Genomic DNA, 19,679 nt, shown 5'->3' with positions numbered 1-19,679 from the left:
GGCATTGCCTGGCTTTTCCCACCTTTCGTCCACCCTTTCCCCACTCTACCTACATGAAGCATGGGACTAGCATGGGTATTGCCTGGCTTCTCCCACCTTTCGTCCACCCTTTCCCCACTCTACCTACATGAAGCATGGGATTAACATGGGCATTGCCTGGCTTCTCCCACCTTTCGCCCACCCTTTTCCCACCTTACCTACATGAAGCATGGGATAAGCATGGGCATTGCCTGGCTTCTCCCACCTTTCGTCCATCCTTTTCCCACTCTACCTACATGAAGCATGGGACTAGCATGGGCATTGCCTGGCTTCTCCCACCTTTCGTCCATCCTTTTCCCACTCTACCTACATGAAGCATGGGACTAGCATGGGCATTGCCTGGCTTCTCCCACCTTTCGTCCACCCTTTGCCCACTCTACCTACATAAAGCATGGGACTAGCATGGGCATTGCCTGGCTTCTCCCACCTTTTACCCATCCCTTTCCTTCTTTATCTAAAACAAATAAGCTTCCACTCATCAAAGGAAGCTTTCATCATAAGAAACGTTTTCGTACATCTGGCGGTGGCAGCTCGCAGTCTGCTTTTTCGCCAAACCATTTTATTCGGTTGCGGGCAATGAGGTCATAAACAGTATCTCTTATGGGGCGAGGTATGAGAATGAAGGAATAAAACAGCTTCCATCCACCTTTCAATTCTCGGGCAATTTTCAGGGCTGCCGCAGATTTTGAATGATATCGATTGCCTTCAATGAGAATGATGCTATCCAGTTCCTCTGGTATGTGATAATCCTTTTTTAATTGGATTCCTTTTTCGCTTTGCAGGGAGGCAAATGAAAAGTTGCCTGCTGGATCATGTTTTATGATAAATTGGACGCTTTTGTCGCAAAAATGGCAGACTCCGTCGAATAGGATAATCTTTTTCAAATAATCACCCCTTTTTGTTTCTCCTTCATTTATCATAGCATAATTTTCCATTTTATACGTTTTGCATATTCACTGCTGGTTGGTGGGAGAATTTACCTAAGGTTGATGTGGTGATAGTTTTTGATAACTTTTGACCGTTTTAGGAAGAAAATGATTGATTTTTGAAAGCGATATCCTTATAGTAACACTAGGAGGTGGTTACTTGCTGACACCTGAAAGGCAACAATACATTATCGAAAAGATTAAGCAAGATGGATTTGTGAAGATACAGGAGCTTGTCAAGGACTTGAATACATCAGAATCAACCATTCGCCGTGATTTAAGCCAGCTTGAGGACATGCATTTACTTAAGCGGGTTCACGGAGGCGCTGAGGTAGTGAGAAAGCGTGGGAGAGAGCTGACGATTTCAGAGAAGTCGACAAGCCATCAACTTGAAAAGAAAGCCATCGCAAAGTTTGCGGCAAGCTTGATTGAAGATGGAGACTGCATTTATCTTGATGCAGGTACAACAACGCTCGAAATGATTTCTTATATTAAAGAAAAAGCCATTACGGTTGTTACAAATGGAATACAGCAAGCTGAAGCTCTCAAGGACAGTGATATTATCACTTACTTAATTGGCGGCCGGATAAAAAAATCCACCAATGCCTTAATAGGCAGCCAAGCCATCCAAAACTTAGCTAATTATCGTTTCGACAAATGCTTTCTCGGCATGAATGGCATCCATCCGGAATGGGGCTATAGCACGCCGGACCCTGAGGAGGCGATCTTGAAAAGATCGGCCATTGATTTGGGGAAGGAAAGCTATGTTCTGGCAGATATCAGCAAATTCGGAGAGACATCATTTTCAAAAGTGGCAGAACTTTATCAGGCAACAATTATTACTGCTGGGATAGATTCTGACAAAGAAGCAAAATATAAAATGAAAACGACTATAAAGGTAGTGAAACCATGATCTATACCGTAACACTAAATCCGTCCGTTGATTTCATCGTAGAGGTGGAAAACTTTCAACTTGATGGGTTAAACAGAATGAGCAAGGAAGCGAAATATCCAGGCGGAAAGGGCATTAACGTTTCTCGTATCCTAAAGCGTATTGGAGTAGATAATACAGCACTTGGGTTTAGCGGCGGTTTCCCTGGCGGATTCATTCTTGATGCTTTGAAGAAAGAAGACATTAAGGAGAACTTCATCCAAGTAGAGGAAGACTCCCGCATCAATATAAAATTGAAGACTGGTGATGAAACAGAAATCAACGGTCTTGGACCAGCCATCAGCGCAGACAAAATGGATGAACTGCTTAAACAGCTTGAAGGGATGAAAGAAGGCGATATTCTTGTTCTTTCAGGCAGCATCCCTCCTTCCCTCTCGAAGGATTTATACCGGGATTTGACGAAGGAATTCGCTGCTCGAGGCATTCAAGTTGTTGTTGATGCAAGTGGAAAGGCACTTCTGGATGTAGTTAAAGAGAACCCATTCCTTGTGAAGCCGAATCACCATGAGCTTGGCGAACTGTTTGACACGAAAACAGAAACAGTGGAAGATGCGATTCATTACGGCAAAATCCTTGTTGAACAAGGTGCACAGAATGTGATTGTTTCCATGGCTGGTGAGGGAGCTCTTCTCATTAATAAAGAAGGCGTATACACAGCAACGATACCAAAGGGTACTGTGAAGAACTCAACAGGTGCTGGAGATTCCCTTGTTGCCGGATTTATCGGGAAATGGGACCAAACACACGATATGCTGCAAGCATTTCAATACGGCGTGGCTTCTGGCAGTGCAACTGCCTTCAACTATGACCTTGCTGAAAAGCAGGACATCGACACCTTGCTGCCGCAAGTACAAATTACAAAATTATAAGGAAGTGACAACATGAAAATTACAGATTTGTTAAAGAAAGATACGATGATTCTCAATCTTTCTTCATCCAATAAACAAGAAGTAATTGAAGAGCTTGTAAACAAGCTTGACGAGGCTGGCAGATTATCTGACCGCGAAGGATATAAGCAAGCCATCATTAAACGTGAAGAACAAAGCACAACCGGTATCGGTGAAGGAATTGCCATTCCTCATGCGAAATCTGAGGCAGTTAAAAATGCAGCACTTTGCTTTGGACGTGCTAAAGACGGTATCGATTATGAATCTTTAGACGGTCAGCCGGCTAAATTATTCTTCATGATTGCTGCTCCTGCTGGCGCTAACAATACACACTTAGATACCTTATCCAAGCTGTCATCCATGTTGATGTATGATGATTTCCGCCAAGCGATCTTAAATGCCGGCACTGAAGAGGAAGTCCTCTCTATCATTGACAAAAAACAAGCAGAGCTTGAAGGAGAAGAATCTGCAGATCAGCCAGCTCCAGATGCTGCTGAAGCGGAGGCTGAAGGCTATGTACTTGCCGTAACAGCTTGTCCGACAGGGATTGCGCACACATACATGGCTGCAGACGCTCTTAAAGCGAAAGCAAAAGAAATGGGCGTAAACATTAAAGTAGAGACAAACGGATCTACTGGTATCAAAAACCCATTAACAGATGAAGACATTCAAAAAGCGAGCGGCATTATCGTTGCAGCTGACAAACAAGTTGAAATGAACCGCTTTGACGGCAAGCATGTCATCCAAGTTCCGGTTGCCCAAGGTATCCGCAAGCCAGAAGAATTAATCAACCGTGCGCTGAACCAAGACGCACCTGTTTATAAAGCACAGGGCGGCGCTGCACAAGATACAAGCAACAATGAAGAGAAAACAAGCATCGGCTCACAAATCTACAAGCACTTAATGAGCGGTGTCAGCAACATGCTTCCATTCGTTGTCGGCGGCGGTCTCTTAATTGCCATCTCATTCCTATTCGGTATTAACTCAGCTGACCCAACTTCTGCTGATTATAATGCCTTCGCAGCTGCCTTGAATTCTATCGGCGGCGGAACAAACGGCGCATTCTTCCTATTGGTGCCCGTGCTTGCTGGTTTCATCGCAAGCTCCATTGCAGACCGTCCTGGTTTCATGCCTGGTATGGTCGGTGGTTTATTGGCTGCAACAGCCGGCGCTGGTTTCCTTGGCGGTTTGATTGCCGGTTTCCTTGCTGGTTATGTTACTCTTGGTGTTAAGAAAAGCCTTAACTGGCTCCCAGCTTCACTAGAAGGACTTAAGCCTGTCTTGCTTTACCCATTATTCGGCCTTTTAATTACCGGCTTGATTATGGTATTCGTTATTAATGAACCTGTTGTATTCTTAAACAATGCTTTAACCAATTGGCTTGAAACATTAAGCGGTGCAAATGCCATTTTCCTAGGCTTAATTGTCGGCGGTATGATGGCAGTCGATATGGGAGGTCCAATCAACAAAGCGGCCTTCACATTCGGTATCGCAGCAATTGCAGCCGGAAATGGTGTACCTCACGCAGCGATCATGGCTGGCGGTATGGTTCCACCACTTGGCATTGCCTTGTCTACAACTTTCTTCAAACATAAATACACAAAACAAGAACGTGATTCTGGTCTTACGAACTATGTTATGGGCGCTTCCTTCATTACAGAAGGTGCCATTCCATTCGCAGCAGCTGACCCAATTCGTGTCATCGTCAGCTCTGTAGTCGGTGCAGCAACGGCTGGTGCCCTATCTGCAGCATTCGGATGCTCAACACCTGCTCCGCACGGCGGATTATTCGTTATCGCGTTAATCGACCATCCATTCATGTATTTACTTGCCATCCTAATCGGTTCTGCGATTACGGCAATCATGCTCGGATTCTGGAAGAAGAACGCAGAAATCAAAGATGTAGCATAATGTCTTGCCTGAACGATTCCTTATCAATAAGGAATCGTTCTTTTTGTTATGTAAAGATAATTTTAATCACCATTCTAACTAGGCAACACTTGATTATTATTTCTTTAATCAGATTTTTTGATATGTTAGTATAATTATATGGAATCAGAAAGGAGTGGATAACATGAGGTATATGAAAGCTGTAACCTTTGCTGCCGCAGCATTGATGACGACAGCCTTTGCAGATGAAGCACAGGCTTCCACATCATACACGGTCAAAAAAGGGGATACACTTTCAGCGATTGCCGGCAAATACAATACAACTGTGTCAAAAATCATGCAGTGGAATAATCTCAAATCAACGGTAATCTATCCGAACCAAAAACTATCTATCGGGACAAGCTCTGCAACTAGCTCTTCCACATCGAGCAGTTCGAGCAGTTCCAGTAAAAAAACGTACACTGTAAAAGCCGGGGATACCCTATACGAGATTGCCAAGAAACATTCAACAACTGTCAGCAATCTAAAAAGCTGGAATGATATTTCTGGCTCTATTATTTATCCAAAGCAAGTATTAATCGTATCAAAGAGCGCTTCGTCAGCAACCAATACAAACAGCTCTTCTGGTACAAACAGCAGTACATCATCTACTGGCACCTATACGGTTAAGTCAGGTGATACTCTGTCCGCAATTGCCAAGAAGTATAACGTATCTGTATCGCAATTGATGTCATGGAACAACAAGACCAAAACGCTGATTTATCCGAATGAGGTGCTAAAGGTAAAAAAGAGCGCTTCAACGACCACTTCAGGCGGTTCATCAGGCAGCTCATCGAGCACTTCTTCGAGTTCAGCTGCGACACCGGCTACTTATACAGTCAAGAGCGGTGACACATTGTCTGCCATCGCCAAAAAGTACAAATTGACTGTTTCACAAATCAAGTCACAAAATGGTCTTAGCTCTGATATCATCTATATAGGCCAGAAATTAAAGCTTTCAACATCAACCGATTCCATGTCATCCGTTTCAAAGCCTTCAAGCGGCTCAACAACGGCTCAGCAAACGATTGGCAATTCAGCATTTACGTCATCACTAATCTCGATTGCCAAAAGCATGATTGGTACGAAATATGTGTGGGGCGGCTCCTCCGCATCCGGTGTAGACTGCAGCGGGTTCATTTATTATGTACTGAATAAGGCCGGCTACAGCATAAGCCGCTATTCAGCACAAGGCTATTATGACCGCTCATATTACGTTAATACACCGAAGCCTGGGGATATCATTTTCTTCTCCGGCACCTATAAGCCTGGCATTTCCCATTTAGGAATCTATCTTGGCAATAACGAGTTCATCCATGCCGATAATCAAGGCGTTCGCATTACCAGCACATCAAACAGTTATTATAAGAAATATTTCGATTGCTACAAACGACTCTATGATAAATAAGAGAATGCAACAAAAAGGACTCCCTTAAACGGGAGCCTTTTCTCTATCCCAATAGCTTATACATTAAACAATCATCCACATATTTCCCGCCAATGAAAAACTCATTCACCAGCCTGCCTTGATGCAGGTACCCATTTTTCTCATAAAAGGCGATGGCCCGCTTATTCGTAGAAAGCACACGGAGACATATTTTATGAATATCCATTAGCAGTGCCCTTTCCTCTACATAAGCCAGGAGCTTGCTGCCAGTGCCAGAGCGCCAGAAATCCGGATGAACCCCAATGGCGAGCTCCCACACATGCTGATTTGCCTCAAGCATTGTTGGGTTCTTCAAGGAAATATAGCCCGCCACCCTCCCCTTTTCGATAGCGACAAATAGACTTCCGGGTGGAGCCTGCTCCGCATATTCATCCGGTGATTCCCATTCAATGACCATTGGCGTATTCTCATCATTCCAGATGCTATTCTCTAGTTCGACTAACTGTTCATAATCCTCATACCGTGATGGCCTTATTTCCATCTATCTTCCCTCTTTTCTGTCTCACTTCTTTATAGTATGAGAAAGAGGCATCACTGCCCTCAACAGCCATGCCTCTTCCATGTTTATATATATTATTTCGTTAAATCAAGGAATTCTTGAACATCGGCAATAGCGAGGTCAACACCTGCCTGCCAGAAATCAGGCTTAGTCAAGTCTACACCAAGATGTTTCATCGCCAATTCCTCTGTGGTCATTGCCGCTGTATCCTGAAGGAGGGCAATGTATTTCTCCTCAAAGGCTTTCCCTTCCTTCAAGGATAGATGGTAGATGCCCAGGCTGAATAAATAGCCGAAGGTATACGGGAAATTATAGAACGGCACTTCTGCGATATAGAAATGCAATTTACTTGCCCAGAAGCTTGGGTGATATTCACTCAAGGCATCCTTGTAGGATTCCTTCTGTGCTGCCTCCATCAGTTCATCCAGGCGTTCAGCTGAGACGAGGCCCTTTTGACGTTCTTTATAGAAGTTCGTTTCAAAAATATAGCGGGCATGAATATTCATGAACATCGCAATGGCATTTTGAATCTTCGTATCAAGCAACGTGATTTTCTCGGCATCTGATTCTGCTGCTCGTACGCTTGCATCAGAGCAGATTTGCTCAGCAAAGGTAGAGGCTGTCTCAGCAACATTCATCGCATATTCGGTATTAAAGAATGGCTTCTCATTAAGTACATGGCTATGGAAAGCATGGCCAAGCTCATGCGCAAGTGTTGCGACACCACTCGGAGAACCAGCATAGGTCATGAATATACGGGATTCATTCGTTTCTGGGAAGCTTGTACAAAAGCCTCCTGGACGTTTTCCTGGGCGGTCCTCTGCTTCAATCCAAGCGTTCTCAAATGCCTGCTCCGCAAATTTTGGAAGCTCAACACCAAACTTGGAGAAATTGTCGATGATAAATTTAGCCCCTTCATCGTAGGAATAATGCTTTGGCTCAGTCGTTACAATCGGTGCATCGACATCAACCCAACTAAGCTTCTCTTTGCCGAAGATTTGGGCCTTTCGGTTGAGGAAATCAACAAATGGCTGTTTATTCTTAGCAATGACATCCCACATCACATCAAGTGTTTCTTTTTTCATACGGTTATACTGGAGCGGCTCCTTCATGAAATCGGTAACGCCATGGGCTTTATAATCCGCCAAACGAAAGCCGCCCAAATGGTTCAATGTATCTGCGAACAAAGGAGCTTTCTCATGCCACGCCTTTTCCCATTTCACAAACAGTTCTTTGCGGACCTCAGGATCTGGGTCATCCATCATCTTATTGAATGCCTGACCAGCAGATAGAAGGACCTCTCTCCCATCCTTATCTGTGTAAGGTATCTCAATTGTTTTAACGAGTGAGTCATAATGCGTACTCCATCCTATGTAACCATCCACTTTCAATGAATTAATCAGCGCTTCTTCTGCTTCGGATAAACGTTCCTTCCCTTGCTCACGCTTTTCATTCAAGTAAAAGGCAATCTCTGAAAGGGACGGGTCTTTCAAAAGCTCTCCCCATAAAGCGTCATCAATATCGACTAATTTAATGGTAAAACCAGTAAAAGCCGTTTGGAACTCACTAATCAAGGAATAGGCTTCCCCGTTCAATTGGTCGGCTTTCGTATCATGAACATCCTGTGCGGTAAGACATTCCAAGAAAGCAACCACTTGAGAAACAGCCTTCTCAATCTCCTCTGTCTGCTCAAGTATACGGACTAGCTGACCCATCTCCTGCATTTCCTTTATCGGACTGAAATTCTTCACCTCGTCCTTATATACCGCTATTGATTCATGCATTCTCTCTAATTTTGCTGCAAGCTCAGCTGATTGGGAACCTCCTGGGAAAATCCCTTCAAGATCCCATTTTAATGAATAGCTCATGCCATGTCCTCCTAATCTTTTCATAATTTTCAGTATACAACTTTTCTACTGAGTTGAGTATCATTTTAATTATGGCAATGGACCTTCTTCTGAAATAGATTATCGTCCGTCATTCCTATTATTTCTCTCTTTCATCCCATTTACCTTCTTTCCTAATAAAGAATGCGTGTTAGTTCCTATAAATTACGAACCATTTAGCATCTTTAATTTGAAATTTTTGACAAATCTTTTATAATAATAAGGTTACAAGGCCAGACTCAACCCAAGGAGAATAGAATGGATTCTATATTAGACCAAGCTCAAATATCTCTCTTAAATGCTATCGGAGAGAACCTTTTTATTTGTGACGAACAGTATCAAATCATCTTGCTCAATGATTATTCTAACCATCTCATAAAAAAACTGGAACCCTTTACCGGACTTTCAAGCAAGGAAGAATATATCGGCAAAAGCATTTGCGATCTAGACCCTAATGAAGGCCAAGCTCTTAAGGCAGCCATAGAAGCAGGTATCTTTCCGGTTGAAGCGAAAATCACCCTCTATCATAAGTGGGCGGCTAATATGACCGTCAACAGATGGAAAAACGGGCTGAACCAGTCGATCTATATCATCACCTGGAAGGATGTTACCGATTACGAGGATGAGCTGCATAAAGGATATGCTCTGCTTGAGGAATTATACGCACCTGTCATCCAGACCATCCTAGATGATGTGATTCTTATGCCGATTACCGGAACGATGACAAGAAATCGATTAGACAAAATCAAGGAGATTGCCCTTTTTGAGAGCGCCAATAGACAAGCAAGCTATCTAATCATTGATTTCACCGGTATGACTGTCTTGGATGATGACAGCATTACAATGGAGCTTGAAACGATTTGCCGTTCTTTAAATTTGATTGGAACAACAGTGATCTATTCTGGACTTTCAGCTAAGTTCGTGCAACAGATTATTGGACAAGGCACATCGATTCCAACAGAAACATTTGCGACCTTCCGCCAAGCGATTCGATATGCTTGTAAGGAAAAAGGCTTTAAATTAGTTCATGTATAACTAAACCTGGATGAAAGCAAAGAACACGGAGTCTGTGTCTTTGCTTTTTTCATACCTAAATATAATTCTTGCATAATAAAAGGCTGCATGATAACTTCATTTCCTCTTATAGCTTCCCATCTAATATCCTTTCTAGGATATCTGTGTGAATAGACATACATGCAGAAAAAAGACCATGACTAAAGACGGACAAAATTTAGACAAATATTCACTTTATGGGTGTCTGAACACCAATATTTTGATTTGTGACAAATTTGCATCCTGTCACAAATTTACCATTATTTATTCATGTCCTTCTCTAGTAATTTTCTAATCATCCGACTAAAATACATATAGATAACAAGTTATTATATTTTTTAATATAATAACTTATTCCTTATCTTCCATTGTCCACAATATATATAAAAGAAACTATTTCTTTATTCATCATCCTTCTCTTCGTATACATTGGTTTTTTTTTGAAGATATTGTGAACACATGAACATTACATAGTTAATTTTGAAAGGTGTGAATGATTTTATGGAAATTCTTGATTTAGCTCGTTTCCAATATGCTGCTACGACGATCTATCATTTCCTTTTCGTGCCGCTTTCTATCGGGCTCGTCTTCTTGGTAGCCATTATGGAAACAATGTATTTCTTTAAGAAGAAAGAAATCTACCTAGACATGGCGAAATTCTGGGGAAACATCTTCCTCATCGCCTTTGCGGTCGGTGTTGTAACAGGAATTATCCAGGAATTCCAATTTGGGATGAACTGGTCCGAATATTCTCGATTTGTCGGTGATGTATTTGGTGTACCTCTCGCCATTGAAGCACTCTTAGCCTTCTTCATGGAATCGACCTTTATTGGAGTTTGGATGTTCGGACGTAATCGTCTGCCAAGATGGGTTCATCTTCTCTCCATCTGGCTTGTATCCATTGGCACGATGCTCTCTGCCCTATGGATTCTGGCTGCGAACTCCTTCATGCAGGAGCCTGTTGGAATCGCTGTCGTTGAAGGCAAAGCAACATTAGTCGATATTTGGGCCTTTTTGACAAATCCACAATTGCTCGTAGAATTCCCTCACACGATTTTCGGTGCTTTCGCGACCGGGGCATTTGTGGTCGGCGGTATCAGTGCCTACAAGCTCATGAAGAAGAAGGATATCGAATTATTCAAACGTTCTTTTACCATTGCTACCGTTCTTGGCATTGTTGCCGGACTTGGCATTGCCTTTACTGGTCACTGGCAGGCACAGCATCTGGTTTCCTCTCAGCCTATGAAAATGGCAGCGAGTGAAGGATTATGGGAGGACAGCGGTGACCCGGCCAGCTGGTCCTTAATCGCTGATATTGACGAAGAGAATAAGACGAATAATTGGTCTGTTGAAATACCTTATTTATTAAGTCTCCTATCTTATAATAGCTTCTCCGGATCGATTGAAGGAATGAACACACTTCAAGAGCAATATACGGAACTATACGGCGAAGGAGATTATATCCCGCCTGTAGAGCCTGTCTATTGGAGCTTCCGCATTATGACCTTTGGCGGGGGAATCATGATTCTTCTATCCTTGATTGGATTGTTCTTAATTAAGAGAAAAACCCTGATGGAGAATGCCTGGTACTTGAAAATCATGCTTGGAGCCATCTGCTTGCCGTTCATTGCCAATACTGCCGGCTGGATCATGACTGAGATTGGCCGCCAGCCATGGACAGTTATGGGATTATTTACGACAGCCCAGTCTGTTTCACCGAATGTCACGGCAACGGATTTATGGATTTCTATCATCGCCTTCCTTGGGGCTTATACCATTCTTGCGGTTGTCTTAATTACCTTGATTGTGAAACAGGTCAAAAAAGGACCTCAGAAGGATGCTCCGGAAAAACCGGATGTAGATTTATTTAATAAGGAGGCCTTTGGACAATGAGCTTAAATGAGTTATGGTTCTTACTTGTAGCGGTTTTGTTTATTGGTTTCTTCATTCTCGAAGGATTTGACTTCGGGGTTGGGATGTCAACTCGCTTCCTAGCCCGTGACCAAAGAGAGCGTGACCAGCTTGTGACAACAATCGGTCCTTTCTGGGATGCCAATGAGGTATGGCTTATCACAGCCGGAGGTGCCATTTTCGCCGCATTCCCTGAATGGTATGCGACAATGTTCAGCGGGTATTACCTGCCATTTGTATTATTCCTTCTCGCCTTGATTGTCCGGGGAGTAGCGTTTGAATTCCGCCATAAGGTTCATACAAAATGGACGAATTTATGGGATTGGATGATTTTCATCGGAAGCATTGTCCCTGCCTTTGTGCTAGGTGTCTTATTCACAAGCTTAGTGCGCGGCATGCCAATCGACGCTTCCGCCAATATGTATGCCGGTTTCACCGATTACTTTAATCTGTACTCCATCGTTGGCGGCATTGCTATGGTTGTTCTCTGCTTCGTACATGGCCTTACGTATATCGGACTGCGGACAGAAGGACCAATCCGTAAACGTGCGCAGGAAATGCTCACAAAGATGTACATTCTTTTGTTAGTTGGCTTGATTGCCTTTGCGGTATTGACTTATTTCAGCACAGACCTATTTGAGGCACGCCCTGTTGCTACACCGCTATTTTTATTCGGTGCTGTTCTTACAACGGCTTTTGCCTACTTCTTCACAGGCAAAAGAATGGAAGGCTGGGCCTTCACCATGACAACAGGCACCATTCTATTCACAGTCACAATGCTGTTTGTCGGGCTGTTCCCGCGTGTTATGATCAGCTCAATCAGTTCTGACTTCAACTTGACCATCATAAATGCATCCAGCAGCCCTTATACGCTTAAGGTCATGACAATCGTTTCCCTTACGCTGCTGCCATTCGTGCTTGGCTATCAAATTTGGAGCTATTATGTATTCAGAAAGCGGGTTTCTGATTCTGAACCGGTGGGTCATGAATGATTACAAGAGACATTCTTAACTTAAAGGGCATTAAAGGGACATTCGTCTTCCTCTTTGCCCTCTCCCTCCTGCAGGGAGCTGCCATCATTATGCAAGCCGTTATGCTTTCGCGTGCAATCACGAATCTTTTCAACGGGGAGAAACTGAGCGATCAGTTCCTTCCCTTCCTTTTATTTGCGTCTGCTTATTTAGCAAGACAGGTCATGGTCTTTTTCCGCGATCAATGGATGGAACGCTTCGCATCTGATTCCGGAACGGCCATTCGCCGGGAATTACTTGATAAGATTTTCAGTCTCGGGCCTAAATTCACACAGAAGGAAGGAACAGGGAACCTGGTGACAATGGCACTTGAAGGGGTCACTCAAGTGGAGACATACCTGAAGCTATTTCTTCCTAAAATGATGAATATGCTGTTAATACCCGCGATGATTGTCATCTATATGTTCACATTAAACCCCTCCTCCGCTGGTATTGTCATTCTTGTACTTCCAATCCTGTTCTTCTTCATGGCCATGCTCGGAATTGCCGCGAAGAGGAAGGCGGATAAACAGTATGAATCCTATCAGGTTCTCTCCAATCACTTCGTTGATTCATTAAGAGGGCTTGAAACGCTGAAGCTTCTCGGCTTGAGCAAGGATTACGACAAGAATATCGGAACAGTCAGTGAACGATATCGCAAAGCAACGATGAGTACTTTACGTGTCGCCTTCCTGTCTACCTTTGCCCTTGATTTCTTCACCTCCCTATCCATTGCGATTGTTGCCCTGTTCCTTGGTTTAAATCTAATGGAAGGTGCGATTTTGCTGGGACCTGCACTGACCATCCTGATTTTGGCACCGGAATATTTCCTGCCTATCCGAGATTTCGGAACAGACTACCATGCCACCCTAGACGGCAAAAACAGCATGGGAGCCATCGGACATATATTGGCGATTCCGACCGAGGTGAAGGAGCAAGATACGAAAAGTGCTTCTTCCTGGTCATCTGCAGATATCCTATCCTTCACTGATTTGACGGTCGTTCATGAAGAAGCAAGCCGCCCATCTCTTCAAAATATCTCCTATTCCTGGAAGGGCTATGGGAAGATTGGCATCATTGGAGCAAGCGGTGCCGGCAAGTCAACCTTCATTGATGTTCTAGGCGGTTTCCTCGCTCCAAGCAGCTGTACAGTGAATCGGAATGGAGAGACTATGGGCGGTTTCCATGATTCTTCCTGGCAGGAGCAGATTCTCTATATTCCGCAGCACCCTTATCTGTTCAATGACACAGTGCGGAATAATATTCTCTTCTATACGCCGGGAGCAAGCGAGGAAGCTTTACAGTCCGCCATCAATCAGGCAGGACTTCGGGAAATCATTGATTCCCTGCCAAATGGTCTAGAAGAGAAAATCGGCGAAGGAGCACGCATGCTCAGCGGCGGTCAGGAACAACGGATTGCCCTAGCCCGCGCTTTCCTTGACACAAGCCGTAAGATTCTCCTTTTCGATGAACCAACGGCTCACTTAGACATTGAAACAGAGTATGAATTAAAGGCCAATATGCTGCCACTCTTTGATGACCACCTCGTATTCTTTGCTACTCACAGACTTCATTGGATGAAGGATATGGACCAAATTATCGTATTGGACAAAGGAAAAATTGTAGAGACAGGAACACACGAGGACTTAATGGCGCAGCGTGGACATTATTATCAATTAGTACAGATACAAAGCGGCAAGATGGAGGCGATTAAATGAAAAAGACATTATCCCCGCTAGCGATTATGAAAAATTCATGGATTCGCCCCTATTTGAGCGAGAATAAAGGGCTCCTTGCGCTAGTACTTATTCTTGGAACAGGAACATTCTTCAGCGCGGGTGCCCTTATGTTTACATCAGGCTATTTAATTTCAGAATCTGCAACCCTTCCTGAGAATATTCTCTTGGTTTATGTACCAATCGTGCTTGTCAGGCTGTTTGGGGTATCACGCCCTGCATTCCGCTATGCAGAGCGATTGAGCGGCCATAGTATGGTTTTGAAGATACTCTCCCGTATGCGCGTCCGTCTCTATAAAGCATTGGAACCAAATGCCCTGGATTTCCGTTCCCGCTTCAAGACTGGCGACCTGCTGGGCGTGCTTGCAGATGATATTGAACATTTACAGGATGTCTATATCAAAACGATTTTCCCAGCCGTTATCAGTGTGTTGTTGTATGTCATGATTGTATTAGGGCTTGGCTATTTCTCCATCCCATTCGCTTTATTTATGCTGCTGTTGCTATTTGTCCTAGTCATCCTATTCCCGCTTGTCTCCCTTCTGGCCACACATGCCCGTCATGCGAAAATGAAGGACGCCAGAAATGGTCTCTATCAATCATTGACCGATGCTGTCATGGGTGCAGGAGACTGGATGATCAGCGGCAGACAGGCTGATTTCATTCAACGGTATGAACAGGATGAAAGAAAAATGGATGAGATTGAAGCCCAGCTTACGAAATTTCAGCGCAGCCGCAACCTCCTTTTTCACCTTGTCATCCTCATCATTATTATTGGGATGGCCTGCTGGATTTCCTTGAGCGTTGAAGCTGGCCGATTTGAGCCAAGCTGGATTGCCGCCTTTGTCCTGGTCGTCTTCCCGCTCATTGATGCATTCGCTCCGCTTTCTGATGCGGTCAGTCAAATTCCGAGCTATCAAAGCTCTTTAGACAGGATGAATGCCCTGCAGGAGCAGAAGCCGGCAGAAACTCATGATCAAGTGAAGAGCAGTACACTGAAAGAGGCAAATTCTTTACCTATTCAGTTTCATGATGTCACCTTCTCCTATGACAATGGTGCTTTACCTGTCTTAAGGAATTTATCCCTTTCTATTCAAGCAGGAGAAAAAGTCGCTTTGCTTGGGAAGAGCGGAACAGGCAAAAGTACATTAGCCAAATTAATTTTAGCGGCCTATGCACCGCAAAAAGGGATCATCACACTTGGTGGTCAGCCAGTCAACGAGCTTGGAGATCTCTCAAGTGTTGTGTCAGTCTTACAGCAAAAACCGCATTTATTCGATACAACCGTCATGAATAACATCCGCCTTGGCAATCCCGGTGCTACGGATGAGGAAGTCATTGAGGCAGCTAAACAAGTTCATATGCATGACTATATCTCTTCCCTGCCTAAAGGATATGAGACAAGAATGCATGAGCTTGGCAGCCGGTTTTCCGGGGGAGAAAGACAGCGAATTGCGCTTGCCCGCATTCTTCTTCAGAATACACCAATCGTTATCCTGGATGAACCGACAGTTGGACTCGATGCCCTAACAGAAAGGCAGCTATTGAAGACGATCTTTGATACCCTTCGAGCGAAAACCATCATTTGGATTACCCACCATCTGGCAGGGGCTGAGAGCATGGATCGTATCCTTTTCCTTGAAGATGGCACAATCAGCATGGATGGCTCACATACAGAGCTCATGCAAACAAATGAGACCTATCAGAGCCTGTATCGATTGGATATGCCGGAATTATAGCCTTTAAAAAGGCACGAATGCTCCATCTGCATTCGTGCCTTTCTTATGGGTTTCTCTTTGCCGCTTCATGAAGCTCCGGCCATTCATATATATTAGTTCCTTTTTCACTATCAGCAGCGATTTGAACCATAGCTGCTGCAACTTCCTCTGCCTTAATCGGCTTAAATCTAGCAAGCCTTCCTCGTAGAAGAGGGGAAAACACAGGGCTTAACCATCCGCTCAATGCTTCTGCTGTACGGAATTCATCTCTTTTTCCAAGAAGCAAGGAAGGATGTATGAGCTGCAAGGAATCAAATTGCAGAGTAATTAAAGCACTCTCAAGCTCCCCCTTCACCCTTGAGTAGAAAACCTTTGTCTCAGGATTTGCCCCAATGGCTGAAATGACCAAGTATTGACTCACTCCTTGTGCCTTCGCTAACTCAGCTGCCTTTAATGGATACTCATAATCGACCTTCCGAAAAGCCTCCTTTGATCCGGCCTTCTTGATGGTAGTGCCGAGGCAGCAAAACACCTCATCTACTGCAAATTCACTCGCCATTGACTCCATATTGTCAAAATCAATGATTCGCTCATGGAGCTTTGGATTCGCAAGACCCATCGGACGACGGACGAGTGCGGTTACGTGGCCATACAAATCTGAATCAAGCAATCTATGTAAAAGTTCATTCCCCACCAAACCTGTGGCCCCAATAATCAACGCCTTTTTCTTCTTCCCCAAAAGCTCTAACCTCCTGTCATACATACGGCAGACATATGAAATAGGAAGCCCTCATATATCTGCCAAAAATGATTTATCGTTATTTCTCATAGATTTCTTCAAGCGGTTTACTCGATTTCTTCCATGTACGGACTCCATCATCCTCATCAAAATCAACCAATACATCTACAACGCCTTTTTCCTGAAGAAGCTTTTCCTTCAAACGATCTTTAATATCATCCATTTCTGCCACGGTCATACTAGGATCAATCTCTACGCTGACTTCCACATGGAAATCCTCGCCCTCTTTGATGACCACAACATCCTGTACATCTCTGATACCCTGTTCATTGATTACCTTATCCCCTATATATTGCTCCATCACCTCATCTGCCTCACCGAGCGCACCCGCAGCATTATCAAGGAAAACCTTCCCGACAACAATCAGCATAAGAAGCCCAATCATGATGGAGGCCAGACCCTCTGCTGCATGAAACGGAGTATAGTGTGAAATGATGATAGCAATAATGGCCAAAAGACCGCCGCTTGTTGCGACCAAATCCTCTAGAAAAACAAGCCTTGTAGCTGGTTTAGCATCCTTGAACCTGCTAAAGCTCTTGTAAATATACGAAATCCCCTGTACCTCTTCACCGGTCTCATGCATAATCTCGCGCATCGCCTTCAACAGAACGAAAGACTCAAGAACGACGCTGATGAACAAGACCCCTAAACTGACAAGAAAATAACTAGATTCTGTCGGATCGATAATATGAAGGTATCCTTCTTTAATCGTTTCATAAGACATGATCCCTACAATTAGAACGGCACCAAGAAGCACTAAATTGACCAGACGCCCAAATCCATTGGGAAATCTCCCTGTCGGTGCCTTTTTCGAAAGGGCAGAACCGATGAATACGAAAAATTGATTAGCGGCATCTCCTAAGCTGTGAAGCGTCTCTGCAAACAATGCCACATTTCCGGTAAAAATGTAGGCCGTTCCTTTAATAACGGAGATGATGAAGTTAACAATTGCCGCCATAAACGCACTTACATTTCCTTTTTTTAACATGGTGAATAATTCTCTCATATTACTGCCCCTTATCCTATTTATAATGTTTTCACAGAAACAAATATATCACTCTATACCCAAATGCAGGAAAAATAACATCCTATCCCTTAACTTTTTACACTGTCGAGGGGTACCTTTCGCTCCTATTTATCCTTTTTTAAACAATAGACTGGATTTTTATTCGATAGAGGAGTATAGTTACCTAGGTAACTAAAAGGCGGTGAACTTATGACAGATTCCCAGCACTTCTTCCATCAATATTTACAGGTATCTCGATCCTTTACGAAAAACTTAAATGAACATCTTGCAGCCCATGCCATGTTTCATTCACAATGGGCTATTATTCATTTCTTAAAGAAGAATGGCCCGGCATCCTTGAGTGAAATCGTCCAATACTTGAACGTTGAGAAACCGACCGTCACCCGCACCGTTAGCCGACTTGAAGAACGGAAGCTGATTGAGCAGCTTGAATCGACGGATAAACGGCTGAAGAGGATTGACCTGACAAAGGCCGGTCAAGAAATGTACGAGCTCTGCAAGAAAACGACCATGGATTACGAGAAAACCGTCATTGCCGATGTAACGGAGGAAGAATTGGACATCGCCATGAATGTACTTAAAAAAATGCAAAAACAGCTACAACAAGAGGATGTGAACCCGCATGACTAGACCCAAACTTTGGACGAAGGACTTCCTGCTCGTCGCCTCAACAAACTTATTTATCTTCCTATGCTTTTACAGCCTGATGGTCACACTTACGGTCTATACAATGGACAAGTTCCATACAAGTGCCAGCATCGCCGGGCTCGCTTCAAGTATATTTGTCATCGGAGCCGTCTTAGTACGTCCGCTGGCCGGAAAAAAACTTGCCCTTATTGGTCCGAAGAAAATGCTTGTCGCAAGCCTTTGCGTATTCTTTGCGTCAACCCTTTTATATTTTGCCGCTGATAACTTGATCCTCCTGTTAGGCTTAAGACTGATTCACGGCGCGGCATTTGGCGTCTCTTCCACCGCAACCGGCACCATTGTCGCTGAGATTATTCCCCCATCCAGAAGAGGGGAAGGGATGGGCTATTTTGCTATCAGCACAAATATCGCCATGGCTATTGGCCCCTTTATCGGGCTCTATATCAGCAATGCCTATGAATACACTATGGTCTTCACCGTGAGTGTAGTATTTGCCTTCTTCAGCCTGCTGGCCTCTATCCTTTTGACGTACAAGCAGCCCGCTCTCACCGAGGAACAGATGGAAAGCCTGAAAAGCAATAAGCTTCGCGACTACTTTGAATTCTCCGCTATCCCGATCTCCATCACAGCAGGAGTCATCGGCTTTACGTATTCAAGTGTCCTGTCTCACATGACATCATTTTCGGCGGAAATCAACTTAGCAGGCGCCGCAAGCTTTTTCTTTGTCATCTATGCAGCTTGCCTGCTGATCACAAGACCATTCACCGGCCGCTGGTTTGACATACGCGGGGAGAACTTCGTCATCTACCCTTCGCTATTATTATATGCCGCCAGCCTATTATTACTCGGCGGTACAATGAACAGCGCCATGCTGCTCTTTGCAGGAGCCATCATGGGCATCGGCCTGGGCACCTTTCAATCAAGCGCCCAGACAATTGCCATTAAAGAAGCACCGCCACACCGAATCGGCCTTGCTACATCAACCTTTTTCGTCATGTATGACATCGGCATCGGCACCGGACCATTCCTGCAAGGACTCTACATCCCGCACTTCGGCTACCGCGGGTTATACTTCACAATGGGGGCAATCGCCATTGTCGGAATTGTAATGTACTACTTCGCACACGGGCGAACAACCGAGATAAAAACAACCAAGCCAGTCTGGAAGGACCAGGTTCAATGAAAAAAGCATTGCCCGAAATTTGGGCGATG

The 19,679-nt window shown here is 44.1% G+C and carries 16 protein-coding genes; 11 read left to right on the top strand and 5 right to left on the bottom strand.

What is annotated here, in order from left to right:
- Nucleotides 1-533: 533 nt before the first annotated feature.
- Nucleotides 534-923, bottom strand: a complete 390-nt coding sequence (locus tag ACI35L_RS02765) for a thiol-disulfide oxidoreductase DCC family protein (RefSeq protein ID WP_439802183.1) — start codon at nt 921-923, stop codon at nt 534-536.
- A 202-nt stretch (nt 924-1,125) separates the two neighbouring features.
- On the opposite strand from ACI35L_RS02765, the gene ACI35L_RS02760 reads away from it, so the two are divergent.
- From ACI35L_RS02760 to ACI35L_RS02745, 4 genes are all read left to right on the top strand, one after another.
- The gene (locus ACI35L_RS02760) at nt 1,126-1,878 is read left to right on the top strand and encodes a DeoR/GlpR family DNA-binding transcription regulator (protein WP_049670265.1); all 753 of its coding nucleotides are present in this window, start codon (nt 1,126-1,128) and stop codon (nt 1,876-1,878) included.
- A complete protein-coding gene (gene pfkB / locus ACI35L_RS02755; protein ID WP_049670264.1) occupies nt 1,875-2,786 on the top strand; it encodes a 1-phosphofructokinase in 912 nt (303 codons plus the stop codon). Before ACI35L_RS02760 ends, pfkB begins: the two co-directional genes overlap by 4 nt.
- 12 nt (nt 2,787-2,798) lie before the next feature.
- Nucleotides 2,799-4,715 carry a PTS fructose transporter subunit IIABC gene (locus tag ACI35L_RS02750; protein WP_439802182.1) on the top strand — a complete coding sequence of 639 codons (1,917 nt, stop codon included), beginning with the start codon at nt 2,799-2,801 and terminating at the stop codon, nt 4,713-4,715.
- Nucleotides 4,716-4,878: 163 nt separating this feature from the next.
- The gene (locus ACI35L_RS02745) at nt 4,879-6,141 is read left to right on the top strand and encodes a LysM peptidoglycan-binding domain-containing protein (RefSeq protein WP_439802181.1); all 1,263 of its coding nucleotides are present in this window, start codon (nt 4,879-4,881) and stop codon (nt 6,139-6,141) included.
- 43 nt (nt 6,142-6,184) lie between these two features.
- On the opposite strand, the gene ACI35L_RS02740 is transcribed toward ACI35L_RS02745, so the two are convergent.
- Nucleotides 6,185-6,661, bottom strand: a complete 477-nt coding sequence (locus tag ACI35L_RS02740; protein WP_049670261.1) for a GNAT family N-acetyltransferase — start codon at nt 6,659-6,661, stop codon at nt 6,185-6,187.
- A gap of 92 nt (nt 6,662-6,753) precedes the next feature.
- On the bottom strand, nt 6,754-8,547 hold the full coding sequence (locus tag ACI35L_RS02735; protein ID WP_439802180.1) for a M3 family oligoendopeptidase: 1,794 nt from the start codon (nt 8,545-8,547) through the stop codon (nt 6,754-6,756).
- A gap of 276 nt (nt 8,548-8,823) precedes the next feature.
- On the opposite strand from ACI35L_RS02735, the gene ACI35L_RS02730 reads away from it, so the two are divergent.
- From ACI35L_RS02730 to cydC, 5 genes are all read left to right on the top strand, one after another.
- A complete protein-coding gene (locus ACI35L_RS02730) occupies nt 8,824-9,600 on the top strand; it encodes a hypothetical protein (RefSeq protein ID WP_439802179.1) in 777 nt (258 codons plus the stop codon).
- Between the two features lie 519 nt (nt 9,601-10,119).
- A complete protein-coding gene (locus ACI35L_RS02725; RefSeq protein ID WP_049670258.1) occupies nt 10,120-11,511 on the top strand; it encodes a cytochrome ubiquinol oxidase subunit I in 1,392 nt (463 codons plus the stop codon).
- A complete protein-coding gene (gene cydB / locus ACI35L_RS02720; protein WP_049670257.1) occupies nt 11,508-12,521 on the top strand; it encodes a cytochrome d ubiquinol oxidase subunit II in 1,014 nt (337 codons plus the stop codon). The genes ACI35L_RS02725 and cydB overlap by 4 nt, the downstream gene beginning before the upstream one ends.
- The gene (gene cydD, locus ACI35L_RS02715; RefSeq protein ID WP_439802184.1) at nt 12,521-14,257 is read left to right on the top strand and encodes a thiol reductant ABC exporter subunit CydD; all 1,737 of its coding nucleotides are present in this window, start codon (nt 12,521-12,523) and stop codon (nt 14,255-14,257) included. Before cydB ends, cydD begins: the two co-directional genes overlap by 1 nt.
- Nucleotides 14,254-16,014 carry a thiol reductant ABC exporter subunit CydC gene (gene cydC, locus ACI35L_RS02710; RefSeq protein WP_439802178.1) on the top strand — a complete coding sequence of 587 codons (1,761 nt, stop codon included), beginning with the start codon at nt 14,254-14,256 and terminating at the stop codon, nt 16,012-16,014. The genes cydD and cydC overlap by 4 nt, the downstream gene beginning before the upstream one ends.
- Nucleotides 16,015-16,057: 43 nt before the next feature.
- Here the strand turns inward: cydC and ACI35L_RS02705 are convergent, their stop codons facing one another.
- Complete coding sequence (locus tag ACI35L_RS02705) at nt 16,058-16,732, bottom strand: oxidoreductase (protein WP_231589486.1); 675 nt, start codon at nt 16,730-16,732, stop codon at nt 16,058-16,060.
- Nucleotides 16,733-16,811: 79 nt separating this feature from the next.
- A complete protein-coding gene (locus ACI35L_RS02700; RefSeq protein ID WP_049670254.1) occupies nt 16,812-17,798 on the bottom strand; it encodes a cation diffusion facilitator family transporter in 987 nt (328 codons plus the stop codon).
- A gap of 210 nt (nt 17,799-18,008) precedes the next feature.
- On the opposite strand from ACI35L_RS02700, the gene ACI35L_RS02695 reads away from it, so the two are divergent.
- Complete coding sequence (locus tag ACI35L_RS02695; RefSeq protein WP_049670253.1) at nt 18,009-18,449, top strand: MarR family winged helix-turn-helix transcriptional regulator; 441 nt, start codon at nt 18,009-18,011, stop codon at nt 18,447-18,449.
- Nucleotides 18,442-19,650, top strand: a complete 1,209-nt coding sequence (locus ACI35L_RS02690) for an MFS transporter (protein ID WP_439802177.1) — start codon at nt 18,442-18,444, stop codon at nt 19,648-19,650. Before ACI35L_RS02695 ends, ACI35L_RS02690 begins: the two co-directional genes overlap by 8 nt.
- Nucleotides 19,651-19,679: the final 29 nt, after the last annotated feature.

Origin of the sequence: Pradoshia sp., from assembly GCF_051873915.1 — a bacterium.
In the GTDB taxonomy this organism is placed as follows: domain Bacteria; phylum Bacillota; class Bacilli; order Bacillales; family Pradoshiaceae; genus Pradoshia.
This window is presented reverse-complemented; position numbering and strand designations above follow the sequence as displayed.